Genomic DNA, 26,997 nt, shown 5'->3' with positions numbered 1-26,997 from the left:
GCATGGAATGTACCACCGTATCTCTCCCGTAATTCGGGAATTATACTGTATATTAGAATATACGCAGTGTTGCATAAGCGGTAACAGCTGTCACTTGAATTCCCCCATTTTCCAACTATCAAGATATAATGCTATGGACAATTTCATGAAAGCCGCAATAGAAGAGGCATTAAAGGGCCTTAACGAAGGTGGTATCCCTATTGGATCTGTGCTTGTACATAAAGGAGAAATCATCGGCCGTGGACATAACCGCAGGGTACAGAAAGGCAGTGTTATCCTGCATGGGGAAATGGACGCGCTTGAAAATGCAGGAAGGCTTACGGCGGCTACTTACAGAGAATGCGTACTGTATACAACATTATCTCCCTGTCCAATGTGTACCGGCGCCATACTGCTATACGGCATCCCGAAAGTTGTGATCGGCGAGAATAAAACATTCATGGGTGCAGAGGGGCTGTTAAAAGCCCATAATGTGGGACTGACTGTAGAAAATAATGAGGAATGTATAGAGATGATGCAAACGTTCATTCAGCAGCATCCTGAGCTCTGGAATGAGGATATAGGTGAATAAAAAAGAAGCTGCCTCAATCAGAGACAGCCCTTTTCATTGCTTGTGGACGGTTTATCAATAAAAGATCAGAGGTTTCCCTTCTTTAGTTCTCCGACAGCAAAATCACAGGCTCTTGCTGTCAGCGCCATATATGTCAGTGATGGATTCTGACAGGCCGACGAAGTCATACAACTGCCATCTGTTATAAAGACGTTCTTTACCTCGTGCAGCTGGTTATTGCCATTGAGCACAGATGTCTTCGGGTCTCTTCCCATACGGGCAGTGCCCATCTCATGTACACATTCTCCTCCGACGTAATGGTAATCAAAGCCAGTTACATTTGAAAAGCCGCTTTCTTCCAGCATTTCCGCTGCACTGTGCTGCATGTCCTGGCGCATGGCCATTTCATTGTCCCGGATGCTAAATGCCACCCTGGCCAATGGCAGGTCCCATTTATCGCGTTGAGTAGTATCCAGCGTAACCCTGTTATCGGCATAGGGCAATGTCTCGCCCCAGGCGCCCAGCCAGAATGACCACTTGCCGGGGCGCAGCAGTTTATCTTTGAATGATTTGCCGAAGCCGTCTTCCGTGAGGCCGGTATACATCCAGCCTTCTCGCTCTCCGTATCCCTGGTAGCCAAAACCACGTAAATAATCGCGTTTAGAGGCGGTATCGCCCAGGTTACGGAAGCGGGGAATATAGATGCCTGTAGGCCTTCTGCCTTCGTAATACCAGTCCTCCATGCCATGATAATCGCCCATAGCACCCACCTTGAAATGGTGGTCCATCAGGTGCCGTCCTACCAGGTCGCTGGAGTTGCCAAGGCCATTGGGGAAAGCATCCGAAGTGGAGTGTAGCAGTACAAAGGCAGAACCAATGGTGGAGGCGTTCAGGAAAATGATCTTCGCATAGAAGTCGATCACCTCTTTAGTCTCCGCATCTATTATGCGTACGCCGCTGGCGCTTCCTTTTTCTTTGTCATACAGGATCTCTGATACGATGGAAAAGGGGCGTAGCGTCATATTGCCTGTAGCCGCAGCTGCGGGCAGGGTAGCGGCGTTACTGCTGAAATAACCGCCATAAGGACATCCACGGCTGCACAGGTTACGGTACTGGCAGGGGGCGCGTCCACGCCAGCCACGTGTCAGGTTAGCTACTCTGCCGATAGTGACGCAACGTCCGTCAAAGCGCTGCTTTACCTGCTCCCGGAAATGTTTTTCCAGTATGTTCATTTCCATGGGAGGGAGGAACTCGCCATCAGGTAGTTGCGCCAGTCCTTCCGGCTGCCCGCTGATGCCTGCAAACTGTTCCACATAGCTGTACCAGGGCGCAATGTCCTGATAGCGGATAGGCCAGTCCACAGCGTGACCGTCTTTTAGGTTGGCCTCAAAATCGAGATCACTCAAACGGTAGCTCTGGCGTCCCCATGTCAGGGAACGACCGCCTACCTGGTATCCTCTGATCCAGTTGAAAGGCTTTTCCTGTATATAGGGGTGCTCTTTATCGCGTACAAAGAAATGCCTGTTGCCTTCGTTGTATTCCGCGCTCTGGACAGGATCTTCTGAGAGGTCCTTTTCCGTATTTAGTCCCCCGTGCTGAAACTCCCAGGGTGTTTTAAAGGTGGTTACATAGTCTTTGACATGCTCTACATTGCGTCCTCTTTCCAATACTAATGTTTTCAGTCCTTTTTCACATAACTCTTTGGCCGCCCAGCCTCCGCTGATGCCAGAGCCAATGACGATAGCATCATAGGTGCGTTGCTGAGCACTTTTAATGTTCAGATTCATGATTTTCTTAAAGGATTAACTGGTTAGGCTGCGATACATCTCCTGGTGGCAGCGCTGTATTCTCCATCTGATGTTTCCTTGTCCTGCTGATTCTCGTTAAACATTCATGACAACCAGTTACTATTCTGTGGCCCAGGCCTTCTGGCCGGGCTTCAATCTTACAGCGCCCAGGTAATGTCCCGGCACGTAGTCATAAGCAAGGCCGCGCGTAGCTCCTTCCATGGAAGTACAGTAGCCGATTACGGTGTACTTCTTCATGATGACAAAGAAGGAGTCTCCCATGACCTTGTGGCTGATCTTTCCGGCGATGCCTTTATAAGGGCGGTCGCGCCTTTCGAAATGAGCGGCAATTGCCGTGCGCTGTTCAATGTTACAGCGGGCAAAAGGGCGATTGTAGTGGTTGCTGGTATAAGCGTCCACTTCATCCAGTCCAATGAGAAAGCGGTTCTGTTCCTTTTTAGGGGTGCAGTCCCGGATCATCCGGATGATGAATGGGGTGATACCTGCAGCTTTGGCGCCCGGCGTGTCTGTGGCGGGTATAATGGTTTCCGCCAGTTCGGTGATCAGTTCCGTATGTTCCTGTAGCTTTCCCAGATCGGGAGTGCTGTACAGGTTACGCAGCCTGATGCCAGACCATGCAGCCGCTCCGGCGCCGGCTAAGAGCAATAAACTGCCCAGGGCTTTCCTCCGGTTCATTTTTTTCTCTTGTATTGAAGCATCCATTCATAAATGCTCAGGTTGTCCGTACTGTCCCTGTAGGCAGGATCGTAGAACTCATGCCAGCCGGTATGCGCTTTTCCGTGTTTTGTGAGCTTTACAAGGCCTTTCTGATAGTGATTGGTACTATCTATGCAGCGAAGGCTGTTCTCCAGGAATTGGGGCTCCGCAGTGCCGGCAAAGTACCATGAGTGCAATCCCGCATCTGACACCAGCTTAAACCTGCCATAATTCTCCGGGTACATAGGCGCGGGCGACATGGGCACGGTGGCTGCAATACGGGAGGTGAGGTGTTTGCTTTCTGTCATTGACATCAGCGTACACCATCCGCCTGCACTGTATCCTGTCAGATAGATGCGGTCAGCGTCAATAGGGTATTTCTTCAATACATCATTCAGGATAAATTCCAGTTGTGGTGGATTGATGCCCCAGCTTTCTGCCAGCGGGGCCAGTACCGCAAACTTGTAGAGCTTACCGTCTGCTTTGTTGACAGCCTCTATCTTACGGCCTTCCTTGATCTGACGGGGGATACCTTCCCTGAACAATTTTGAAATGTCGTGACCTGCGATGCTTTTTCCATGGAAACAAACGATCAGCGGAAACTTTTCTTTAGGGCTTCCCTGCGGAACGTGTAGTAAAGCTGGCACCTGATGATATTCATCGGTCGGGACAATAATTTCCCTGAAGGCTCCTGGTATACCAGGAGCGCCTGCCAGGCTGGGGATAGTCAGCGTGGCAAGTAATAATACTTTTTTCATTGTCTAGTTTTTTGTGCTGAGTGTGGTGGCTTTTACCGGTGTGTTGCCGGTAGTGAATTTATCTTTAAGTTGAGTAAATCGTTGTTCTATGAAATGAAAGCTGAGTAGTGCGAAAACATACACCACCGGTACATCTATCAGGAATAACCAGTATTTGTTGCTTTCGCTGACGGAGAGCCATCGTTCTACCAGCTGCGTTTGTATGACCCAATGCAAAATGTACATACCGTAGGAGACCTTTCCTATTGCTACCAGGATGTTGTTCTCCAGAATTCCCTTTATAAAATTGCCTGGCACACTGTTGTAGGAAGAAACCAGCAACAGTAGTAAGGAGGCGGTAAACAGGTTCAGCACCGTGTAATACCAGACATGCTGATGACTGTTCACGTCTCCGAAGTTGTACCCCATAGATGTTGGCAGCGAATGTCCATGGCTTTCGAAGAAGTAATTGATTAAACCTGCTCCGAGCGCCAGCAAACAGCCCAGTGCGAACAGCCTTTGGGGCTTTTTGATCCGGTCTTTCAGTCCCAGCAGTGGAATAGCGGTTCCTGTAAAGAAGGCATCCAGGTGACTGAGCGGAAACCAGTAGATCACATCGAATACTTCAAAGGGTGTTTTACCGATTTGTGCCAGGTAGTTGCCGAAAGACCAGCGGAAGATCGGGCCCGCTATAAGTACCACTACCAGCAATACCCGCAGGGTGGACCTGGAAAGCAGGAAAACGATGAAAGGGAAGAACAGGTAAAACTGTTCTTCTACACAGAGCGACCAGAAATGCGTATACACCGGACTTTCATGCCAGCTGTTAGCGATCCTGGTCAGGTTGAAGGTATAGGAGTATAAATAGGGCAGGTCCCTGAAATAGCCTGGAGGAAAAGCCGTAAAGGCGCAGATGACCACAAATACCGTGAGGTAAATGTAGTACAGGGGGAAAATGCGCAGGCTTCTCCTGATCCAGAACTTTTTGAGGCGTTGGGGCAGCGGGGATGGCTTATCCTTTTCCTTCAGCAGTATGCTGCTGATAAGGAAGCCGGAGAGCACAAAGAAAAGTTGTACTCCCATCCAGCCAAAGCGGATAACGCCGAAATGGAATGCCATTACCAGCAGTATCGCAATGGCACGAACGCCATCCAGGCTTTTAATATAGTTAGTCTGTGTTTGCATTACAGATGAATAGGATAATAGGTGACCGTTACACCAGGCGGCAACAATGGTTTGTATGCCGCCAGTTTATTATACAGGGATGTTGCCTCTGCAGGGTCCACCGCATAAAAGAACACCTCGTCACCCCCGCAGATCACATTGTTCGCTATCTTCCAGGAAGCTATCTTGCTCCATTGCTGCAAGAGCGTGCTGTCAAACCAGGTATCATATACCACTGCGATCTTTACATGCTCCTGGCGGGTAAACCGCTCCAGGAACTGCGGGGAATATTGCCCATGGAGCTTTCCGGCAGCCACTACATTGTTACCCAGTCCCCAGAGGTCCAGTATCCTGTTGTCAGACAGATAACTTACCGCCCCTACATCATTCGCAGCTACCGCAGTATGCTGATAGTTGGTTTGCAGAAAGCGCCCCATCTGGTACTGCTGCTCATAGATATTACGCGCTGCCGCTGGCAGGTTGTGAAATGCACCCACAGCTCTTAATGCTATTGGCGCAAATGCAAAGAGCAACAGGAAGGCGCCTACCGCTTTTTCCAGCAGGGAGTAATGTCGCTGACTACGGCTAAGCTGACGATAGTAGTAATACAATAGTATAGCTACTACTGTAATATCCAGCGCCAGGAGATAAGCCTCATACCGGAACAGCCAGCCCACTGCGGCCAGGGCCATATGCAGGAATGTGTTGATCAGCGGTATGCAGGCCAGCTGTTTCATCTTACCGATGGTGTTGACATTATCGTGATTGGGCCGCAGTAATATGATCAGTATGGGGATGATCAGCAGCATTCTTACCACTGTAGTGCCTGACAGCGATGAAGAGCCTTCCGGGTAGTACTTGTTGGTAAAAATGTTCACCATGGTGTTATTGCCGTACAACAGTTTGTAGACCACAATCTCCTGCAGGCTGCTCATCAGCTGTGAAGGCCCGCCTGCCAGTTTGCTGGCCTTCAGCAATACGGAGTTGGGCAGGAAATAACCACCATGCCGTACAGAGATGTACCCGAATATGATCAATGGTACCAGCGACAGTAACAGCACTACGCCTGTCTGTTGCCAGCGCCTGTTATATATACCGGCCACGATTATACCGGCCAGCAGGAATAATGATTCAAAGCGGGCCAGGATAGCCAGTCCGGCCACCAGTGACAGTAACAATACCTGGTTGCGGGTGGTATTATCCGGTGTCAGAAACTCGACAGACAGATATAACATCCACATGGCCAGGAAGGCGTGCAGCATATGCTCCATGCCGCTTGCAACCATCACCGGCACCGGCACCAGTATGACAAGCGAAAGCAAAGTAATACATCTGACAGATGCAGGCAGACTGAAACGTTGTAAGAGTTTGTCTGTCATCACAACCAGCAGGAAAGCAAAGCACACATTGATATAAAATGGCATCCAGATGCTGTTGATGCCTGCTTTGAAAAATGCAGCCAGAATTAGTGTATACAAAGGGGAGGAGCTGGCTGCGCTGAACTCCTGCGCATTGATACCCCATACGCCATGCAATGCAAAGTTCTTCGCAATAGACATGTGAATGAAGGTGTCATCCAGTGGGTAACAGAAATGGCCACCCGTCTGCGTCAGCACCTGCTGGCAGGCCATGACCAGCAATACCGCCAACAGCAGTAAGGTGGTCATGACAGGGTAGTTTTTTTGGACGTAATATCTCATTATCCCTTGATTACACTATTTGTTAAAGGTCCTTGCCTGTGATTGCAGTACCGCTTCTTCAAAGCTGATGCCGATCAGTCTTTCCAGTTCTATCTTAGCCTGCCTGATATCCCTTTCCAGCATCACTTTTCTTACCATCTCCTCATTATAGCTTCTGTAGGCGATGTTCAGCGTTTCTACAGAGATTTCTTTATCTCCGCCGGAGAATTTTTCTTCTGTCTGTTTGTAATGATTGTACACATCTTCCAGCAATGGCACTTCCAGTTCCAGCATTTTTTTATTGGCAGCATACAGTTCATAGGCATTCAGCACATCTGCCTTTATTTTCAGCTGTTGTTCCTCTTTCATATTGATGACAACTTTCCTTTCCGTTTTGGCGATCTTCACATCGTTGGGGATATAAAGGAAACTACCAAGAGGTACGGTCAGTGAAAAGTTATACCTGGGAAAGAACGTAGCGTTGTTACTGTTGTTTTTTAAAGTGTATTCGTTCAGGTTGCCTGATGCCTGGAACATGTTCAGCCATCCCGCTGTGGCTTTGTTTTGCTGATACTTGGCAATTTTTGCCTTGTTGTCATACACCTTTAATGCGGGGTTTTGCATGGCAAGTTCTACCAATACTGCTTTCAATTGTGCTACTTCAGGTGAATCGGTGAGAGGGATATAAAGGCTGGTTTCCTTTTTCTGTGCCTGCACAGATATACAGAATACCAAGCCAATAATGAAGAAAAGTCCCTTTTTCATACTGTTTTATTTAGATGTTGAAAGATTATACCGTACTCTAATGGTGATGCCGAGAATGGCATTCAGGAAAATAGAAGATTCCACAAGTCCCGCCGCCTCCTGCGCATACTGGGCCACCAGGATAGCATACATCACCGCAGCAATGCCTATCAGCAACAGTTTGTTCAGTTCATTTTCTTCGTTGAAATAATTTTTTATCGCGTAATGAATACCCATATAGGTATAGATACAGACGATGATCAGTCCTACCCATCCCAGTTCCAGTACTGCACGCAGGTAGCCGCTGTCGGGCTGTACGCCGGCCAGCCTGTGACCGGGATTATAGGTATCCCCGTCATTACCTACCGTCATCACGCCTCCACCAATGGGATGTGTATACATGTAGGGCTGTATATTGTGCCTGTTCACATCCCGCAGGCTAAGCGATTCATCCTGGCTGCCCATAAAGGCAGTGCGGATACGGATGATGGTCGGACTGCTGTAAAAAGGTCCGAACAGAATGGCCAGCATACCGAAAGTGAAAATGGCGGCAGCGATCAGGGTATTCCTGTTATGCAGGTTCACCAGGAAGAATAATAACAGTCCAACGGGCAACATCACATACGCGGTACGGGTACCGGAAAATCCAAGCGCCAGCAAATGGACTGTTATAATAAAAAGCAGCAATATCTTTTTAGGGTAGCTTACTATCTTCTGGCTGGCGGTGAGCAATACGGTGCCGATAATGGCGCCACAGGCCATCAGTACGCCGAACGCTGCGGGGTCTGCCATAAAGGAAAAGATCCTCGCCCGCCCCTGGATCATTACTGTCTTGAACTTGTCAGGGTTCATGGCAATATAGGCTCTTTCAAAGGGCAGGAGTCCTACGGCCTGCTGCAGGCAGCCATACAGTGCTGCAGCAGTAGATAGTGCCAGCCAGAATTTAAAGAACTTATTTATCTGCGACCAGTCGCTCAGCACTTTGATGGTGAGAAACAGGAAGATGAAGTTGCGGATATACACCCTGATAAAAATAAACCAGCCCTGTATAGAGTACATGTTGGGATTGAAGAACTGTATCAGCAGATATGCAGTATACAGGTACAATATCAGCAGGAGAGGGTCTTTGAAATAGGCTACATTAGACTTCTCCCTGCTTTTTTTGTCAAAGATGGCGCCTGCCAGCATCAGTAGCAGGAAAAGGTCCATGACAACACCCACGGGTATCGTTGTTCCGGCCATTCTTTCCGGCACATGCACCATCATCGAAATAGTAATGTATATGTAATAGCCGAGGCGGAAGTTCATGGCGCTGATCACTGCCAGTACCAGCCCGATGATGCCGCCAAACACCACAATACTGAATTTGGCATCCATGGACGATACATAGGCGATTGCAGGCACTGCTACCACCCAGAGCAGGATGAACAGGTATATTACGGTGTTTTTCTTAGCCTGTTGACTGAGCATAATAATCTGAATACTTTAAAAAAACATGATCTTCATAAATAGTAGTATCATCGTCAGCGCCACAAATACCAGCAACATCGTCTGATGGAATGCCTTGCTGATGCCGGGCGTATACTTCTTTTTTACGGGCATTATAAATGTGTTTTTTGCGTGACCATCCCCGGTTGCTGCGGATTGTATGGTTTGGCCTTAAAGGGGCCGGTAAACAGGAAGCCCAGCTTCAGCTGCATACATATCCGGTAAACGATGATGGAAGAGAAAATGGCGATAAAAATCAACAACAGTAACACCACCACTATATGTTGTCTCAGCATCGTACTGAGCAGGAAATACCTGATCACGGCTACAATGGGTACGTGCAGCAGGTAAATGTACAGGGAGTAATGCCCGAACGTTCTCAGGAAGGGCAATGCATTGTACTTCGATAGCTGGACAGAGAGCATGATCACAAACAGGCTGCCTGTCAGCGCTATGCCTGCATACAGGAACAGGTTCATCTGCTGATGATACAGGAAATAATACTGGCAGGCCGCAAACACGGGCAGCAGTACCAGCAATCCATATGCAGAAGAAAGCTTCTCCTGCGTTTTCTCTGAAAAGAAGTAAGTCGCTGTCAGGTTACCGATACAGAAAAAGATGTAGTGTAATGCTACGTCATAGAGTGTACTGATATTGTTTACAAGAGGCGCTATGGCCAGCAATGCCAGTGACACAAGCACCTGGGCAAATTTGTCATAGCGAAAGAGTTTTGCTACCAGCAAATACAGTAAGGTTACGTTAAACAGTGCAAATAGATACCATAACTGGTCAAGATGGCGGGGTTGTATCAGGATGTTCAGATAATCAACGCCTGTGCGGCGGGCGTTAACAAATGAAGAGAAGAGTATTTGCAGGGTGATCTGAATGAATGCCCACAGCACGTAGGGATACAACAATGTATTGACACGGGTAACAAAAAAGCCCGTTTCTCCCTTCCGGGTGATACTTCTTTCGAAGAACAACCCGGACAGGAGAAAGAACAGGGGCATACGGAAACTGTAAAACATGTTATTGCCGTCAATGATCCATTGACTGACAGTCATGCCACTGCTTTTCAATCCGTATAACACATGTCGGTATACGACCAGGATGATAGCTATGCCTTTCGCATAGTCTATCCATCCCAGCCGATTGGCTTGTGGTGGTTTGAAGTTAAACAGTTCTTTGAATGTGATGCCTGGCATTTTTGGGTAAACTTTTGATTATAATTCGAGGTATTCTTCCTGGACATTGTTCAGTACTGCTCCCACGAACTTATCACCAAGGGTTTCAAAAAACTGGGCCGATTCACGGTCTACCTGTGTTAATGCCAGCTTGGATGAAAAAACTGCTATTACGCCATCTACGTATTGCGCCAGCTCCTTACTATCAGTATAGTCGTTCAGCGGGGCGCCTTCCAGCAGTATGAAGTCATAGTAGTCCTTCAGGAAGGGGAGGTAGTTTAAAAGATTATTCTTTGGTAAGATCTCTGATGGGGTATAGTCGCCACCTTTACAGCCAATCACTTCAATGCCCGATACAGGATAGGTGGTCACAATCGCCTTTACTTTTTCAATGCTCAGCTCAGCCGGAGGAACGGAAAATGTTTCCAGTGTTGGCGCTGCCTCCATCTGTACGGTAAGGTCATTATTACAGAAATTGGTATCTATTACCAGTACATTTTTGTTACTGAGGCTCAGGCTGTATGCCAGCGCCTGTGTAAGAGTGGTTTTACCCTGACGTGCCTCGGTACTGGTCATCAGGAATATTTTTTTACCGCTGCTTTCTACTTCATACCGCAGCTTACGCAACAGCTCGCGGAAGGTATTCTGGCGCTGTTTGGAATGTTTGTCAGAGATCGTTGTTTTCTGCAACACTTCCAGGATGCTGTACTTGTTCAGGTCTGCATGGTTCACACTGCTGATCAGGCGGAGGTCGAGATGTTTCTCAAACACCGAAGGTGACTTTAGTGAACCATCGAGGAATTCAAGCAGCAATACAATGAAAGATGTGAGCAGGAAAGTAGAGATACCTGCCATACCCATGATGATCATGCGCTTGGAAGACTCCGGTTTGAAAGCAGGTTGTCCTTTCAGGATCTGCTTGAAGTTAAGATCCGGGGTGGTCCGGTTGTCCTGTGCGGCATTCAGCTTTTCCTTCAGTTTATTGTATTCTTCCTGTGCCATGTCCACTTCTGCCTGCAGACCGCTTACAGTAGCTTCCTTAGTCGCATAAGAGCCTACGGAACCTTTCAGTTTGGAGATCTGGCCCTGTAGCGCGCTTATATTCAGGCTGGAAGCGTTCAGCTGTGCTTCGAGATTGGCTTTTTCCTGTATTAATGCATCTTTGGTAGTAGCAGTCTGTGTGCCGGTATTGGAAGCACCGAGTTTCTTCTGCATCTGTGCACGCAGTCCCGCCAGCTTAGTACGCATTGCGTCGTCGTTGCCACCTTTCTGGGTCAGTTCCTCATTAAGTTCATTGATCTGTTTGCGCAATTCTATGATCTCACTGTTGTTGTTGGTGTAAACGGTCTTACCGCTGCTGGCGGCGGCAAGACGTTGGCTCACACTCTGCAGGGAGGAGTTGATGGTATTATAGTTGGCCCTTTCGTCCGACAATCCCTTTTCAAACTGTTTGATCAGGTCCAGTTCATTACCGCTGGCTGTTTCCACATTGAGCAGGCCTTCGGATGATTTGTATAAACGGAGCGCTTCCACTTTCTTTTCCAGTTCGGCTTTCTTTTGCTTTACCAGTTCATCGAAAGACTCTACGCTTTCCACTGATCTTTCGGTACGCATACTCCTGTAGTAGCGCAGGAATTCCCGGTAAGCCGTGTTTACTGTGTAAGCTGCCTGCTCAGGATTTTCCGCAAGAGCTACGATCTCCAGGTAGTCAGTACGCTGCACACGGGAGGCATACATCTGTTTACGCATAGATTCGTAATCATATTTAAACAGCTTGAGAAAAGACAGGATATTCCTTTCTGTTGGGTTGTAGGAGGAGAGTACCTGCAGTGAATCGAGCTTGCTACGCAGGATCTCTATAGCGGCCTGTTTGTCTACCGCTTTATAGGCATCCGAGCTCAGTTCTTTTTCCTGCAGACGGACGAAGGGTTTATCGCTGGTCAGGTCATGAAGAAGCAGGTCGTAAGACAGCATGCCAACCACCACCGGAGAGCTGATGATTTCGATCACGTTGTCAAACTTTACGTCTGCTTCAAAAATATTTACATTCTCGTCACGAAGTTTCACCTGGTCATTGGTCGTGAATCCGGTTGCGATCTGGGTTACGGAAGCATACATTCTTGGCTTGCCGAGAGTAAAGAACAGGGCGGCAACAACGGCAATGATGGAACTGATGATGATCCACCATTTCTTCTTCAGCAGGGCCTTTATGAAATATATTATATCCATATTAATTGTAATTATTTAACATCTGTAGCGTGCAAAAAAATCCGGTTGCCCGGACTTTTTGGGAGAAACTGGTAAAGCTTAACGCTTTACCAGTTTGACCATCTTGGTTTCTCCATTCTTACCGCTGATGCGGAGCAGGTAGATGCCAGGCGCACTAATCCTTGAACCGGTATTAATACGCAGGGTGCTGGCGCCCGCCGGAACGGAACCCTTGTAATCTGAATATAACAGCCGTCCTGCAACGTCAAAGATCTCTACTCTTACAGCTGTTTCGGCTTTCAATACTATGTCTACGTTGAACTGATTTTCGTATGGGTTCGGATATACTTTCGCATCTCCGAAGTCAGCCGCCTTGTTGATCAGGGCTACAGGCGGAGCTGCCATTGCTACCATGCCGTCGCCTATCCTTGCTGCCTGATCTCCGGCCGGATCAATCGGACCTGCCTCATTCTGAGTAGCAGGATCCAGGTGGCCTTTGATGATCATGGCCGCGATCAGTCCATAGCGGGATGTTGCCGTACCAGGGTCAACATCTACATGGATCTTACCGTAAGCATCAGGAGATACGTCACGGATGGTTACCACACCGCTCTTGTTCAGAGATGCGTTCAGCAACGCCATCTTTGTACCGTTCACAGTGTATTTACCTGTGATATCTTCCCATTCTACGGAGCTGCCGAAGAATACCAGGTCATATTTCAGTGCCTGGTTCAGGCCGGTGATGTAGTAGTCTGCATGGTTGCCCGGGAACAGACCATAGTTTTCCACCATCACATTGTCAGGGTAGATACCACTGTTGTTGCCTGTATTGATACCAGCGGAATACATACCATCGAAGTTTTCGAGGATAGTGAGGCCGATACCGGTTGTATTACTCTGGCCATCCAGCATGTTACTGGCCACCACGCCCTGTTGTGGACGCATGCCTGTATTATTCCATGGAGCAGGAGCCACCAGCAGTTCACTGAAGTTCACATTTACACTGAATCCGAGGCTGGTTGCAGATGCAGCATTGCTGTAGTCAGAATTGCTCACACCTCTTACCGCACGTACCTTGTAGTAGTATTTCTTGTTTACGGTCAGGTTATTGTCAGTATAGCTCACTGAGTTGGCCGGGAGACTGGCTACCTGTGCGTAGCTGCCGCCGGAAACTGCACGCCATACCTGGTATCCTGTTTCAGTGTTGGTCCTGTCTGACCACTGCAGTGCGATCGTCTTGGCGCCTGTTGCGTTTGCGCGCAGATTGATCGGATTCAGAACAGTTGTTGCACTGTCGTAAGCTTCCAGTACCATCGCGTTCATGTGCATATAGTAACCATTCTGTGTTTTGTTTACCAGTACATTGATCTCACCATTTGCGTTTGGCAGGATGCCGTTCAGCTGTTTGGAGATGGAAGTATTATATGCAGGATCTATTACCACGCTGTCAGTATTGATAGTGTATCTTACTTTGGCAGCTACACCGAAGTTCAGACTGCTAAAGAACACAACATTATAACGTTTCGCTTTGTTCAATCCGGACAATTTCACGGTATGGGTGATGTTCCTGCTGTCATATACGGCAGACTGCATAACGACATCAGGATAGATACCGGAGTTGTCATAAGTGCTCTGACCTACTGCAGGCTGGTCATTTTCCCATACTTCGTTAAACGTCACGCTGATACCGGTAGGAGTACCTGATTCATCCAGTGCATTGGCCAATCTTACACCCTGGTAAGGGAATCCTGCCACATTGTTCCATGGCGCAGGGGCCGGACTGCTGGAAGAGAAGTCAAGGAATACACTGGTGGTATTCTTATCAGTAACCAGCACATTAAAGATATCGCTTGACGCTGCGCCCTGATTGTCTGTAGCGGTCAGGGTCACTGCATAGCTACCCAGGTTGTTGGCAGTAGGACTGAAGCTGAAGGAGCCTGTACCGTCGCCATTGTCTGTGAAGCTACCGAATGCTGGCAGACCGTCCACTGTCAGGGTCACTGTATTGCCCTGGTCAGGTATAGCTGTAACATTGAGCTGTCCGGAAGTACCTGCTTTCAGTTTCACATCAGCAATATTATTGATATGAGGTGGTTTCATCGGTACATTTACACCAACAATATTGCTATAGGTAGCAGATACACCTTCAGAATTAGAAGCACTGATCTTGTAATAGTAATGAGTGTTACCATGTACAGTACTATCCACATAGCTGTTGGCTGTTGCGCTGTTCAGACTGCCCAGCAGACTGTAAGCGCCCAGGCTGTCGGTAGCACGGTGGATCCTGTAACCGGTAGCGTTATAGGCAACATTGGTCCAGCTGAGGGATACATTGCCATTGTCTTCTGTAGCCATCAGTTCCTTAGGAGGAGCTGGCAGCGTACCATCGTCCAGTATAGCGTTCACCTCAAAGGCATTCAGGTAACCTACCTGTGTGCCATTGGCTACAGCCATATTGAAGGTGATCTCACCACTGCCGTTTGGACTGATATTGTCAAAGTTTGCAGTATTGGTAGTGTTACCTTGTACATTCAACGGTTTGCTCACGCCGTTCACTGTAAAGACGGTGGTGCCGTTGTTAGCCTGTACAGACCATACGCTACCTGCAAAGAACTTGAAGGAGTATTTCCTGTTTGCATCCAGTCCGGTCAGTTTCACGTCGATGGAATTATCGGAAGTGAAGATGCCAGGCCAGGATCCGAAGAAATAATATTCTCTCAGTACTACGTCAGGATAGATACCACCGTCATTACCGGTTACTGGACCTTCATTCCAGGTGTACCAGTTGCTGGTCTGTAACGCCAGTCCTACGTTCGTAGTTTCGCCCTTATCGTTCTTCAGGTTGCTGGTAGATACCGAAGTAATGTTATTCCATGGCGCCGGAGCATCTGTCTGATGTCTGAAGCGTACAAAGAGCTTATAGTTCGGATCTTTTTCAATTACTGTTACGGTGAGTGTTCTGGTGTCAGTACCACCACTACCATCAACGGTGTTCACCTTCACTGTATAAACGCCTGCATCAGCGAAACCAGGATCAACACTCAGGCTGGCAGTACGGTTGCTGCCGGTAAGAGTAATGAATGAGGGCAATGATGCTGCAGACCATGTAAGTACGTCTGAAGCATTCTGGTCAGTAGCGGAGAGAGAAAGCTGCTGGTCAGCGCCCTCATTCAGGGAAACGTTGGCAATAGAGGCTATGACAGGGCTATAATTATCATTAATAGTCAGATTGAATGTAGCTGTATCCTTACCACCAAACGGATCTGCCGCATACACTGTCAGGTTGTTGTACGTACCCTGCAGACCGGCATTTGGCGTTACCTTCAGGAAGGAGCCATTTGCATCGGATGCCAGTGTTACGAAAGAAGGCAGATTATCAGTGGTCAGCGTGATCGCATCCTCATCCACATCAGAAGTTACAATCGGAATGTGTGTTTCTACATCGTAACGGGCTGACCTGTTGCCGATCGCGTCAATTACCGGTCTGTTGTTGCCGGTAACGGCTGTTGCGTTGGCTGTGTAAGCGGAGTTACCACCGGCGCCGGTTTCACGTACGCGGTATACATACTGCTGGTTAGCATATAAAGCAGTATCTGTATAAGTTCCGGAAGTACCTGTTACGGTGTCGGCTTTCACCAGTACGAAAGTATTGGTGTTGCCAAAAGCACGCTGGATCTCATAACCGGTAGCATTTGCTGTGCTGTTGGTCCAGGTCAGATTGATAGCGGAAGGAGAAGTAGCGTTGGCCACCAGGTTTGTCGGTGCAGACGGAGCTGCAGGCAATGATGTTGTCAGCGCACTGTAGAATGGCAGGGTCTGTCCGAAAGCCTGGCTTACTTCAGCCTGTGTCAGTGCCTGACCTATAATGGCAGCTCTGTCGATATTTCCGACGAACGCGACACCTGTTAAATTAAAGGCGTTGGTGCCATTATTTAAACCAATCCTGGCGTTATCAGTAGTTGAATTGACAGTAGTAAAGCTGGTAGTACCGGATGCTGCCAGATCGCCATTGATGTAAAGGCGCAGGGAGCCACTGCTGTATACTACGGCAACGTGCGTCCATGAGGTGCTGGTAAATGGAGCAGATATCGCAACACGGATGCCGCCGCTTGCTACTCCTGCTTCCAGTTTATTGGCATTGATACGCAGTGCCAGACCACTGGTGCTGCCACCAATATCAAATATTATACGGTTATTGTCTGTTGCCGTCGGTTTGATCCAGAGGGAAACAGTACGTGCAGAGAATGCATCATGCAGGAAGCCGCTGTTGTTGCCGCCAATGGTTACATAACCATTGTTGCCGTTGAAGACGGCGGCATAGGTACCTTCTACTTCGTCAGCAGAAGTGTAGGTAAGCTGGTTCGCAGTTCCTCCATTATTATTGATGCTGACATCAGCAACGGAATTATCGAACGGATATACTGCCAGATATGGATAACCCACTGACTGTGCAGATTCGCCTGACAGGCCTATTGAACGGATCTTATACCAGTAGCGGGAATTAGCAGCCACGGTATTGTCTGTTAATGTGGTCGCATTGGCGCCGGCCTTTCCTATTACGGAGTAAGTACCATTATAAGTTGAGCTACGATACAGCTCAAAGCCTGTTTCGTTGTTGCTGTTGTCGCTCCATTTCAGATCTATCTTGTTGAATGAACTAGCGGTAGCGCCCAGTATCAATGGTGCAACAGGTGCTGATCCAGGAATAGTCATGGTATCCCCCAGGTACTGATCCGGAATATTGGTGAAGTTATTTACATTAATAGCAGTGGATCTCCAGCGGAGGTTCATAGCCTGTCCACCTGTACCCTGGAAGTATGCCACAGTGATAGGATATACACCAGCGGTCAGCACCATTGGCAAGCTGCTTACCTGCTGTGTACCGTGTGAACCGTCATTATTTACAGTAGCAGAACCACTAAAGCTGTAAGGAGTATTGAACCACAGCTTGCTACCATCATCAGAGTTGGTCGCAAAGTAGTAAGTACCTGTTGCCGGAATGGTCAATAAACCTGTCCACATGAAGGCATAGTTGACATCCCTGTTCCTGACACTAATGTCTACATTGTTGGTTCTTCCGGTTTCTACCGGTACAATATTGTTGAAATTAGGCAGTGAGCTCCATGTGCCTTCATAATACTTATAAGCAATACCCTTGGCGATAGCCGCAGCGGTCACCTGGTTGCTTGGCGGTGAGTTGTTGCCAGCAGCATCCCTGGCTACTACGTAGAAATTATATACCTGTCTTTCGGTCAGGCCGTAAGCTACCATGTTAAGCTTGGTGCTTTCAACAGTATATGACTTCTGGCCATTTACATAAACGTCATATGAACTTACAGCTACGTCATCTGTAGCAGCCGTCCAGCTAAGTGAAACAGAGCTGGAACTGGTGCTTGTAACGGTCAGGTTCCGTGGTGAGGTAGGAGCAAGAGCATCGGCCTCGGTAGTACCACTTGCTTCAGCTGATACAGGAGCCGCGCCATTCGCATTTACCGGACGTATAACGTAATAATATTTTGTATTGGAAGCTAATCCCTGGTCAGCAAATACCAACACATCGGCAGGTATTTTAGCTACCATTTTGTAACCGCTGCCTGAAGTAGCACTACGGTATATTTCAAAGACAGTCTCATTGTTCTGAGGATTAGGTTTGTCGTTCCAGTTCAATGTCAATTGAGTCTCTGAAACAGGTGTTACCGTAACGCCACCTACAGGGTCTGGTACATTGGCGCCTGCAGCATTTATTACGCTATAAGGAGCGGAGAAGCTGCTGGTGCAACCGAATTGTTCAGTCACACGGGCAATGTATTGTCCTACACCTGCAGTAAATGTATTGGTGTTGCCCAATGAGGTATTACCACCTACGGTACGCCATTCGTAAGAGGCATAACCGGCAGGTAGTTTCATGGTAACAGTCGTGCTGCCATCAGGTGCTGGCAATACATTTGTTGCAAGACTATCTATAGTGATAGGTGGAGTAACGGTACCCGCTTTTGTTTTAACAACAAGTGGGGTCGGAGAAAATTCTGACCAGGCGCCGCCGGCAGTTCTCCTTACTCTCACGGCATAGGTACCGAATGAAGTAATATTAATGCTGTTGGAGGTTGCGCCGGGAATGGTCGCACCGTCTTTCTGCCATTCATAGGCGGCAAATCCCGGAGGGATACCGGCTGTAATATTAAATGACTCGCCGGGACAGAATTCAGCACGTCCTCCCAGTGGCCAGGGGGTCAGCGTGTTGTTCCTGTTCATAAAAGGAATGAAGTCCGGTTCGGCCCAGGCGGTAGTCCAGGTACCATGACCCAGATTGGGGTATAGTGTATAAGTGATATGTGCACCGGCATTTTGATATGCGGTGATCACCGTATTGGCGGTATAAGGAGCGGGCGCGTTGTCCTTTCCTCCCTGGAAATACCAGGTAGCTGTATATTTAAGATTATTGATATTAGTTGTACTGGCATCGCCGTTTGCAATACCACTCATCGGCATGATTGATGCAAAATACGTGGGGTATCGTTCCGCGAAAAGCCATGAACCGTAACCACCGGCGGAAAGACCGTTGACGATAACCCTGTTCAGGTCACCTTTTACCTCTACGGCAAAGCTATCTAACAGTTCTTTGATAATGTCATACTGACCGTTTCCCCAGTTGCCATCCGCTGTCTGTCCATAGAAGAGGAAACCGTCGAAGTTGCCATTACTTGTTTGGGTATCGAAATTCTGTCCACCGTGTAATAACTGGTACTCGTTGTCATAAACGCTGCCACCTTCACCACGGCCGTGAAGGAATACGAAGATTGGATATTTTTTTCCATCAGCAACATTGTGCTGGTAGGTCTTAGGGAATTTAAGCCGGAAGTTCAGACCCTTGTAAATGTAACATTTGAAGCCAGACGTATTCCAGGCCAGTCTGTTGGTCTTCACCCATTTCCCGATACGTCCATAGGGCGGAGCTGTAGGAGGGGAGCTGGAATTGTACACAACAATGGGGTCCGCAGGATTTAAAGCTTGCTGCGCAATAGCTTCACCCGCAAAAAGCATCAGAATGCTCAGAATGCTGAATAGTAAGTGTACATTTCTTTTCATAAAAGAAAATATATGTTTATGGACAATCGGGGTTTCCCCGGTATTTAGCCAGAAATAATGAAACATTAGCCCAAAGCACTCAGGGCCGGCAGATCAGAGGAGATGGTAAAATTAAAATGAGTAGTTCTAAAAAGAGAATTACTACCAAATTGGCTTTTATGTAGGATGAGGTTAGGAATTAATTCACACTATGGTAGCTTTCTTATTAATCAGATAAGGATTAAGCCTAGTGTACTCGGTTCAAGTTCCAAAAGTAAGTGTATATTTTTACAGTTGGAGATTTTTTTAGTGAAAATCTGTTTTTGAAGGGTGAACGATATAAAACAATGGGTGAAGTAACGCAAGTGAACGGTAAGTGTATGAAATACGTCTTATCCTGTTGTTAGCTGACGTTGTGAACGATCCCATACTGCTGACTGTTTCTTTCTTAAAAAACGGCCAAACCCTTGATACACGGCCACATTCATAAAGACAAAATAAAAAGGTATGTAGAACACTTTACTTTTTATCTGTTTTCTCGCCAGCACATATCCAACTAAAGCCATGCTATAAAATGCTGTTTGCATCAACAGTATAAGCCCGTAGATAAAGGGTGTGCCGGACATGTATAATACTATATTAGTTAGTAGTGCTAATAATAAACATAACGGGGCAACTGTCCAGCGAAATACACGATGTGAAACATACTGCCAGGTAATTTTGGGATAACGGAAGATGTTCAGTAAATCCAGCAGCCGGCTCATTGACTGAAAACCACCCGCACTGATGCGTACCTTACGTTTATATTCATCTTCCAGCGAAGCGGAAGGTGTTTCCTGCGCATAAGCATCAGGGGCGTAGGCTACTTTATATCCCTTTTTATTTATACCAAAAGAGATCATAAAATCATCCAGGATAGTGTCTGCAGGTATATCCTCATATAAAGAGCTGCGTATGGCGAACAGTTCACCCGCAGCACCCATTACACTATATAGCTCGGCATCCCATTTCTTTAATAAGGACTCATATTTCCAGTACATCCCTTCCCCGGCGCCTTCGGCTTCAGCCTGTTCCGTTACAAGGATCTTTTTTTCTCCTGCCACTGCACCAGTCTGTTCGTCCCGGAAGTGACGCATGAGACAGATAAGGACGTCCTTATTTAATAAGGTGTTCGCATCAGAAAATACCACAAAAGGTGTCTTAACATATTTCATGGCCCTGTTCACCGCGATCGTCTTGCCCCTGCGCTCGGGCTCATAGAGCAGTGTGATCCGGGGGTAACTCCTTATTATATTATTGGTGTCATCAGTACTACCATCGGTTACAAAGATGATTTGCACCTTATCTTCCGGATAGTGCAGGGAAAGTGTATTGGCAATCTTTTCCCTGATAAAGGCCTCTTCATTATAGGCGGCCACCATCAGGGTCACTTCAGGTGTGAAGGGCGTTCCATCTTCCGTATACCGGGGCTTTACGAAATAACGGCGCAGTTTAATTACTATATAAAGTAGTATACCGTATCCTACATAACTATAGCAAACAAGAAAGAGGCTGCACCAGAAGATCACTGAGATCACAGTCATAATATATAATGATTGAGGGGATAAACTGAGCGTTGTAGCACGTTACAGAACAATCCCATAAGGGGTTCTCCGCAAAAGTATAATAATTGTGCAGTATTTTCTCAGCAGCGTATGCTACATTTAAAAAAAAGAAGAAGGGCGATGGCATTGATTATCCGTTTACGATAATTTCTTGTGCATTCACCCAAAAAAAACAGCCGTTTACCAAAAACATATTGTGAAATGAATAAAGTATTATATTTTTACATCGTTGTTTTTTCAAAGACAATACTATTGCGAAAATTTAGAGCTTGTAGTTAAGAATTACTTTCGTATTTTAGTGCAAGCGTTTCAAAGAAACCATATTTGAGTCTTTTCTTTCATATCCCCTGAGAAACTGTTTTTTTAGTTCCGTAAAACCTTATCCAATTTAAAGCCAACGAACACTAATTTTTCCAATGCGTAACTGTATTGGGATCTATTTGTAAAATTAAATTGGTTAAAGGTGAAAAAAACAGTTTTAATTATAGACGATAGTTTACCCATCCGATACTTACTAGAAGTGATGCTAAACAGGACCTACAACGTTGTTTCAGCGTGTGATGGTCTGGCTGCTATGGCCTGGCTCAAAAACGGCAACATCCCCGACCTGGTGATCACAGATCTCCAGATGCCAAATATCAACGGATGGGAACTCATAGAGTTCATGACCGAAAGTAATCTGTACCAGCATATTCCTCTTATGGTGCTTTCGGGTGTGCATGATACTAAAGAGTCGTTTGCCAACATACGCCCCGGTAACATCAAGACGATTATCAAAAAGCCTTTTGATCCCGTAATCTTACTGGATACAATTGATCATGTGTTGAGAGCTCAGCATGTACCTGCTTTTTCCTAGCACTTAATGATATAATCAGTATGTAACCATTAATTCCTTTGTTAGCATGAATACATTTACACCTGAACTGAGCGTATTGAAAAATGCGGCCCCAAGACAGTTTGAAGAACGTGAACAGGCAATGCCCCGTCAAATTGTTGCAGACAGCAATATTGTGTTGTTTGTGGGACAACATATGAATGCCCCGGAATTTGAAGCAGCGGGGTACAAGTGTTTTTTTGCACAGGACTTTGATACCGCCATGGTAACAATGGAACAGCTGCAGTCTGTTTTCAGAAGAAAACCCTGTGTCATTATTTATAGGTCGCATATTGATGATCAGAAAGGTCTTTACGCCTGGAAAGAATATCTTCGGAAAGAGACCTGCTACTCCTGTATCCCTTTCCTGCTGTACGTGGATGTAGAAGAGATCACCCCGGAAATGAAAGTCGCGGTAAAGAACTATGCCTTTATCGATGAGATCATTACAGTGAATTGCCTTTCAAAACTACCCTCTAAAATATCTTTCATCAGCAAATTCAAACAGCTGAATAGTTATCCCCCGCTGACAGTGCTGAACGGTGGTAAGAAGATCAGGACAAAAAGAACCCTGAACGCTATACTGAAAAGAACTTTTGATATCGTTGTCGCCAGCTGCGCTATAATTGTCATCAGCCCCTTGTTAATGTTAATCGCCACCATTATTAAACTGGAATCCAAAGGCCCCGTTTTCTATGCTGCACGCCGGGCCGGCAGGAACTACCAGGTATTCAAATTCTTTAAGTTCAGGACAATGGTAGCAGACGCAGACAAGAAACTGCAGCAACTGCAACACCTGAATCAATATAAGGACGGTAATGCGCCCGTTTTCTATAAAGTGTCCAATGATCCCCGGGTGACCCGCTTCGGCGCCTTTTTAAGAAACACCAGCCTTGATGAACTTCCCCAGCTTTTTAATGTATTGATAGGAGATATGTCGCTCGTTGGCAACAGACCCTTACCACTATACGAAGCCTCCGCTCTGACCACAGACGAATGGGCGCAGCGCTTCCTTGCACCGGCCGGCATCACGGGGCTGTGGCAGATCAGTAAAAGGGGGAAGAAAGATATGTCCGTAGAAGAAAGAATAGCACTGGATATCGACTATTCCAATTCACATAGCTTCACCTACGACATGTGGATTATGGCTAACACTCCGAAAGCGTTAATACAAAAAGATAATGTATAATGGTTTTTACGATTGAATTAATCATATTCGGATACCTCGGAGGCTGTGTACTTTACAACCTCTTGTTCTCTGTTGCCGGCAAACTTTTTCCAAAGAAAACTAAAGTTACTGAGGAAATTGCGGCTTACTGCAGGATCGCCATCCTGGTGCCTGCCTATAAGGAAGATGATATCATCCTTCACGCAGCTATAAGTTATGAATCGCTTGATTATCCGGCCAACTGCTATAAAGTGATCGTTATTGCCGATTCTTTGAAACCGGCAACTATCCGGACGCTTGAAGAGGAGGGGATCACCGTGATCCCCGTCTCTTTTAAAAAGAGCACAAAAGCGAAATCACTGAATGCGGCATTCGAGCAGCTGGATGATAATATTTATGATATGGCGGTGATCGCCGATGCGGATAACATCCCTGCACCCGATTTCCTGCAGAAGATCAATATCGCCTATCAGCAGGGGCATCACATCATACAGGCCCAGCGTGTGGCAAAGAATATGGATTCGCCTTTCGCTATCCTGGATGCTGCCAATGAAATAATCGCTAACCACATTAACCGTAAGGGCGCCAACGCACTTGGCCTCTCTGCTTCCATCATAGGTTCCGGCATAGGCTTCGAATATCAGCTGATGAAACAGGCCCTGCTGGAAACAGAAGCTACCGGTGGTTTCGATAAAGTACTGCAGCAGTTGCTGGTAGATAAAGGGTATAAAATACATTACCTGGAAGACGCCCTCATATTTGATGAGAAAGTGGCAAATGCAGCCGCATTTGAAAACCAGCGTAAACGGTGGCTGTCCAGCCAGTTCGTATACCTTCGCCACTACTTTGTACGTGGGTTCCAGGCATTGCTGAAAGGTAGAATAGACTATTTCTATATGTCCGTAGGACAGAATATGTTACTGCCACGTATGCTCTTGCTGGCAGGCGTACTGTTCATGACAACCGTTTACCTGGTATTCGGCAACTACCTCACACTGCCCTTATCTGCCTGGGCCATCTGTCTTGGCGCATTTGTGATCAGTATGATGCTGCCGCTGCCGGGGAAGTTCTACTCAAAATACCTGCTCACTGTATTAATGAACCTCCCCCATGTAGTGGGTATTATGCTCTCACTGGTATTCAAGCTCAAAGGCGCTGATAAAACCTTCATTCATACAAAGCATTCCAAAACAACCATCGATAATCCCCTGGTCAATGTCACAGGAAAATAATATAGCACCGCTGGTTTCCATAGTAACGATCAACTATAATACAAGTAGCGTTACATGTGAATTGCTGGTTTCCATCAGCAGGAACAGTTACCGCAATGTGGAAGTGATCGTTGTGGACAATGCCTCCGTGGAAGATCCCACTGCTGCACTGCTGGCAGCCTACCCGGCGGTAAAGGTGATCAGGAGCGCTACCAACAAAGGCTTTGCCGGCGGTAACAATCTGGGTATCCGGGAGGCCACAGGCGACTATATTTTCCTCGTGAATAATGATACGGAATTTACCGATGGCCTGATAGAAGGCCTGCTGGAAGTCTTTTACGCACATCCTGATGCAGGCATGGTCAGCCCCAAATTCCATTATTTCTTCCATAAAGGCATTATCGAATATGCCGGCTATCAGTCAGTGGATGTATTCACCGGCAGGAACAGTATGATCGGTTGTAAGGAGCCTGACCAGGGCCAGTACGATCAGATCTCTGCTACCAACTACGCACACGGCGGTGGTATGATGACCAAAGCTTCCGTATTGAAAGAGGTAGGGCTGATGCCGGAAGTATATTTCCTGTACTACGAAGAGTTTGACTGGTGCGAACAATTCAAACGTAAAGGCTATAAGATCTATTATCAGTACAAATCACTTATCTACCATAAAGAATCAATGTCTACGGGCAAAAACAGCCCATTAAAGACCTACTACCTTACCAGGAACAGGATACTGTTCATGCGTAGGAACGTGGCATTACCTAACCGGATCATCTTTTTACTGTACCTGACTTTGTTTACCATTCCCAAGAATACGTTACAATTCCTTCTGAATAAAGAGAAGGAACACTTAAGGGCTTTCTGGAAGGGCATTATGTGGAACGTAAAGCATCGTCAATTAAAATTATTACCATGTGTGGCATAGCAGGGTTTATTGATTTTTCTAAAAAAGCCAGCCTTCCCGTGCTGAAAGACATGACCGATGCGCTGTTGCATCGTGGTCCTGATGACGGCGGCTATGAAGTGTTTGAACACCCTAATGCATTGATCGGATTGGGCCAGCGCCGTTTGTCCATCCTCGACCTTTCCAGCGGCGGCCATCAGCCTATGCATTTTAAGCAGTATACCATGATCTTCAATGGTGAGGTATACAACTTTAAAGAAGTACGCCGGGAACTGGAACATCAGGGGTATAGCTTTACTTCCAGCAGTGATACTGAAGTACTGATCAAAGGATACGATTGCTGGAAAGAGAAAGTAGTAGACCGCTGCATCGGCATGTTCGCCTTTGTGATCTATGACAGGGAAGAAGAGCAGGTCATCTTCTGCCGCGACAGGGCAGGGGTAAAACCGCTTTATTACTACTGGCATAACAATGTACTGCTGTTTGCTTCCGAACTGAAAAGCTTCAGCCGTTTTCCCGCTTTCGAGAAAAAGATAGACGTGAACAGTGTATCGCTGTTCCTCCAGTATAGTTATATCCCTGCGCCATATACGATCTTCGAACATACACATAAACTGAAACCGGGACATTTCATGCATCTGTCCCTGAAGAATAAAGCGCTGACCACGACAGAATACTGGAGCGTACTGGAGGCCTACCGCCAGCCGCTGACAAATATGTATGAAGGCGATATCATCCGCCATACCAAAGAGCTGATGGAGAGCGCCTACAAATACCGGATGGTGGCCGACGTTCCCGTGGGCGTATTCCTGAGTGGTGGTTATGACAGCTCCAGCGTAGCGGCAATATTACAGGCTTCTTCCGGCACTCGCCTGAAGACCTTCACTATTGGCTATAAGGAAGCCCTGTTTGATGAATCTAAAGAGGCCCGTCGGATCGCACAACACCTGGGCACCGATCATACCGAATGGATAGTGGGTGCTTCAGATGCGCGGGATATACTGGAACACCTGCCAGAGATCTATGACGAGCCATTCGCCGATAACTCCACCGTACCTACCACACTGGTCAGCAAACTGGCCGCAAAGCAGGTAAAAGTGGTCCTGTCAGCAGATGGAGGCGACGAACTCTTTGCCGGGTATAATAAATTTAACCAATCCCTGCAATACACGGAGCGTATTCCGAAATCATTGCAGGGCGTGGTAAGCAAGGTGATGAAGCTGGTAAATCCTGCCACTATACCTTACTTCAATAAACAATACAACTTTGCCAGCCGTTATGAAAAGATGAAACTGATCTGGGCGTCCGGCAAATCACAACAGGCGCTGAAATATATCAGCCAGTATATTACAGAAACAGAAGCAGCCAGTTACCTGGGTGGTACGCATTGTACCTACAAGACGAATTTTGATATGAACGGAGAACTGAACAATATCAACGATTCGCTGAACCGCCTGCTGTCTGTGGACTATAAAACCTTCCTGGTTGACAATAACCTGGTAAAAGTAGACCGGGCTACCATGTCAGTCGGCATTGAAGGCCGTGAGCCAATGCTGGACCACCGGTTGGTGGAATTCCTGGCAAAAGTGCCGGCGCATGTGAAAGTGAAGAATAAGATCAACAAATACATCCTGAAAGAAATCGTACACCAGTATATACCGAAAACACTGATGGATCGTCCCAAGAAACCGTTTATTGCGCCGCTGACGCACTGGTTCAGAGACGAACTGAAGGAACAGATGGCGTATTATTTATCTCCCGCCAAACTGGAGCAGACCGGACTTTTTGATCCGGCGCATATCCAGACATTGAAGCAGAATTATTTTGACGGTGGGAAAGTAAGTCACCAGAAACTCTGGAATGTCCTCGTATTCCAGTTGTGGTATAGCCGGTGGATGGAACAATTGTAA

17 protein-coding genes are annotated in these 26,997 nt (G+C 47.0%); 6 read left to right on the top strand and 11 right to left on the bottom strand.

Going from position 1 to position 26,997, the window contains the following annotated elements; all coding sequences use genetic code 11:
- The first annotated feature begins 133 nt into the window (after nt 1-133).
- Nucleotides 134-571, top strand: a complete 438-nt coding sequence (locus F3I09_RS30260; protein ID WP_149698797.1) for a nucleoside deaminase — start codon at nt 134-136, stop codon at nt 569-571.
- 65 nt (nt 572-636) lie between these two features.
- Here F3I09_RS30260 and F3I09_RS30255 read toward each other — a convergent pair whose 3' ends face one another.
- The 11 genes from F3I09_RS30255 to F3I09_RS30205 all read right to left on the bottom strand — a co-directional run bounded on the left by F3I09_RS30255 (nt 637) and on the right by F3I09_RS30205 (nt 20,906).
- Nucleotides 637-2,337, bottom strand: a complete 1,701-nt coding sequence (locus F3I09_RS30255; RefSeq protein ID WP_188134018.1) for a GMC oxidoreductase — start codon at nt 2,335-2,337, stop codon at nt 637-639.
- Between the two features lie 120 nt (nt 2,338-2,457).
- Nucleotides 2,458-3,033, bottom strand: coding sequence for a gluconate 2-dehydrogenase subunit 3 family protein (locus tag F3I09_RS30250; RefSeq protein WP_188134017.1), 576 nt, complete (start codon nt 3,031-3,033; stop codon nt 2,458-2,460).
- Nucleotides 3,030-3,812 (bottom strand): hypothetical protein, encoded by a 783-nt coding sequence (locus tag F3I09_RS30245; RefSeq protein ID WP_149698794.1) that lies wholly within the window; start codon nt 3,810-3,812, stop codon nt 3,030-3,032. The genes F3I09_RS30250 and F3I09_RS30245 overlap by 4 nt, the downstream gene beginning before the upstream one ends.
- Before the next feature lie 3 nt (nt 3,813-3,815).
- Nucleotides 3,816-4,976, bottom strand: coding sequence for an acyltransferase (locus tag F3I09_RS30240; RefSeq protein ID WP_149698793.1), 1,161 nt, complete (start codon nt 4,974-4,976; stop codon nt 3,816-3,818).
- A complete protein-coding gene (locus F3I09_RS30235; protein WP_149698792.1) occupies nt 4,976-6,622 on the bottom strand; it encodes a hypothetical protein in 1,647 nt (548 codons plus the stop codon). The genes F3I09_RS30240 and F3I09_RS30235 overlap by 1 nt, the downstream gene beginning before the upstream one ends.
- A gap of 48 nt (nt 6,623-6,670) precedes the next feature.
- Nucleotides 6,671-7,399, bottom strand: a complete 729-nt coding sequence (locus tag F3I09_RS30230) for a TolC family protein (protein WP_149698791.1) — start codon at nt 7,397-7,399, stop codon at nt 6,671-6,673.
- A 6-nt stretch (nt 7,400-7,405) separates the two neighbouring features.
- Nucleotides 7,406-8,848: an O-antigen ligase gene (locus F3I09_RS30225; protein ID WP_149698790.1), complete on the bottom strand. Its 1,443-nt coding sequence runs from the start codon at nt 8,846-8,848 to the stop codon at nt 7,406-7,408.
- Between the two features lie 131 nt (nt 8,849-8,979).
- Nucleotides 8,980-10,071 carry an acyltransferase gene (locus F3I09_RS30220; RefSeq protein WP_149698789.1) on the bottom strand — a complete coding sequence of 364 codons (1,092 nt, stop codon included), beginning with the start codon at nt 10,069-10,071 and terminating at the stop codon, nt 8,980-8,982.
- 18 nt (nt 10,072-10,089) lie between these two features.
- Entirely contained in the window at nt 10,090-12,279 is a 2,190-nt protein-coding gene (locus tag F3I09_RS30215; protein WP_149698788.1) for a Wzz/FepE/Etk N-terminal domain-containing protein, read from the bottom strand.
- A 78-nt stretch (nt 12,280-12,357) separates the two neighbouring features.
- Complete coding sequence (locus tag F3I09_RS30210; protein WP_188134016.1) at nt 12,358-19,344, bottom strand: fibronectin type III domain-containing protein; 6,987 nt, start codon at nt 19,342-19,344, stop codon at nt 12,358-12,360.
- 371 nt (nt 19,345-19,715) lie between these two features.
- Nucleotides 19,716-20,906 (bottom strand): glycosyltransferase family 2 protein, encoded by a 1,191-nt coding sequence (locus tag F3I09_RS30205; RefSeq protein WP_149698786.1) that lies wholly within the window; start codon nt 20,904-20,906, stop codon nt 19,716-19,718.
- Between the two features lie 484 nt (nt 20,907-21,390).
- Between F3I09_RS30205 and F3I09_RS30200 the strand changes: the two genes are divergently transcribed.
- The 5 genes from F3I09_RS30200 to asnB are packed head-to-tail and all read left to right on the top strand — an operon-like array spanning nt 21,391 to nt 26,997.
- Nucleotides 21,391-21,783, top strand: a complete 393-nt coding sequence (locus F3I09_RS30200) for a response regulator (RefSeq protein WP_188134015.1) — start codon at nt 21,391-21,393, stop codon at nt 21,781-21,783.
- Between the two features lie 46 nt (nt 21,784-21,829).
- Nucleotides 21,830-22,990: a sugar transferase gene (locus F3I09_RS30195; RefSeq protein WP_223233438.1), complete on the top strand. Its 1,161-nt coding sequence runs from the start codon at nt 21,830-21,832 to the stop codon at nt 22,988-22,990.
- Complete coding sequence (locus F3I09_RS30190) at nt 22,990-24,201, top strand: glycosyltransferase family 2 protein (protein ID WP_149698784.1); 1,212 nt, start codon at nt 22,990-22,992, stop codon at nt 24,199-24,201. The genes F3I09_RS30195 and F3I09_RS30190 overlap by 1 nt, the downstream gene beginning before the upstream one ends.
- On the top strand, nt 24,185-25,108 hold the full coding sequence (locus F3I09_RS30185; protein ID WP_149698783.1) for a glycosyltransferase family 2 protein: 924 nt from the start codon (nt 24,185-24,187) through the stop codon (nt 25,106-25,108). The genes F3I09_RS30190 and F3I09_RS30185 overlap by 17 nt, the downstream gene beginning before the upstream one ends.
- Nucleotides 25,096-26,997 (top strand): asparagine synthase (glutamine-hydrolyzing), encoded by a 1,902-nt coding sequence (asnB, locus tag F3I09_RS30180; RefSeq protein WP_149698782.1) that lies wholly within the window; start codon nt 25,096-25,098, stop codon nt 26,995-26,997. Before F3I09_RS30185 ends, asnB begins: the two co-directional genes overlap by 13 nt.

This window comes from Chitinophaga sp. CF418, assembly GCF_900142925.1.
Lineage (GTDB): Bacteria > Bacteroidota > Bacteroidia > Chitinophagales > Chitinophagaceae > Chitinophaga.
Note: the sequence above shows the minus strand (reverse complement) of the source record. Positions and strands in the feature narration are given on the sequence as shown.

Bases quoted from the DNA above. Each gene is read 5' to 3' on its own strand.
- F3I09_RS30205 (WP_149698786.1), bottom strand. From the start codon at position 20,906: ATGACTGTGATCTCAGTGATCTTCTGGTGCAGCCTCTTTCTTGTTTGC.
- F3I09_RS30220 (WP_149698789.1), bottom strand. From the start codon at position 10,071: ATGCCAGGCATCACATTCAAAGAACTGTTTAACTTCAAACCACCACAA.
- F3I09_RS30240 (WP_149698793.1), bottom strand. From the start codon at position 4,976: ATGCAAACACAGACTAACTATATTAAAAGCCTGGATGGCGTTCGTGCC.
- F3I09_RS30230 (WP_149698791.1), bottom strand. From the start codon at position 7,399: ATGAAAAAGGGACTTTTCTTCATTATTGGCTTGGTATTCTGTATATCT.
- F3I09_RS30185 (WP_149698783.1), top strand. From the start codon at position 24,185: ATGTCACAGGAAAATAATATAGCACCGCTGGTTTCCATAGTAACGATC.
- F3I09_RS30255 (WP_188134018.1), bottom strand. From the start codon at position 2,337: ATGAATCTGAACATTAAAAGTGCTCAGCAACGCACCTATGATGCTATC.
- F3I09_RS30190 (WP_149698784.1), top strand. From the start codon at position 22,990: ATGGTTTTTACGATTGAATTAATCATATTCGGATACCTCGGAGGCTGT.
- F3I09_RS30195 (WP_223233438.1), top strand. From the start codon at position 21,830: ATGAATACATTTACACCTGAACTGAGCGTATTGAAAAATGCGGCCCCA.
- asnB (WP_149698782.1), top strand. From the start codon at position 25,096: ATGTGTGGCATAGCAGGGTTTATTGATTTTTCTAAAAAAGCCAGCCTT.
- F3I09_RS30225 (WP_149698790.1), bottom strand. From the start codon at position 8,848: ATGCTCAGTCAACAGGCTAAGAAAAACACCGTAATATACCTGTTCATC.
- F3I09_RS30235 (WP_149698792.1), bottom strand. From the start codon at position 6,622: ATGACCACCTTACTGCTGTTGGCGGTATTGCTGGTCATGGCCTGCCAG.
- F3I09_RS30210 (WP_188134016.1), bottom strand. From the start codon at position 19,344: ATGAAAAGAAATGTACACTTACTATTCAGCATTCTGAGCATTCTGATG.
- F3I09_RS30215 (WP_149698788.1), bottom strand. From the start codon at position 12,279: ATGGATATAATATATTTCATAAAGGCCCTGCTGAAGAAGAAATGGTGG.
- F3I09_RS30245 (WP_149698794.1), bottom strand. From the start codon at position 3,812: ATGAAAAAAGTATTATTACTTGCCACGCTGACTATCCCCAGCCTGGCA.
- F3I09_RS30260 (WP_149698797.1), top strand. From the start codon at position 134: ATGGACAATTTCATGAAAGCCGCAATAGAAGAGGCATTAAAGGGCCTT.
- F3I09_RS30250 (WP_188134017.1), bottom strand. From the start codon at position 3,033: ATGAACCGGAGGAAAGCCCTGGGCAGTTTATTGCTCTTAGCCGGCGCC.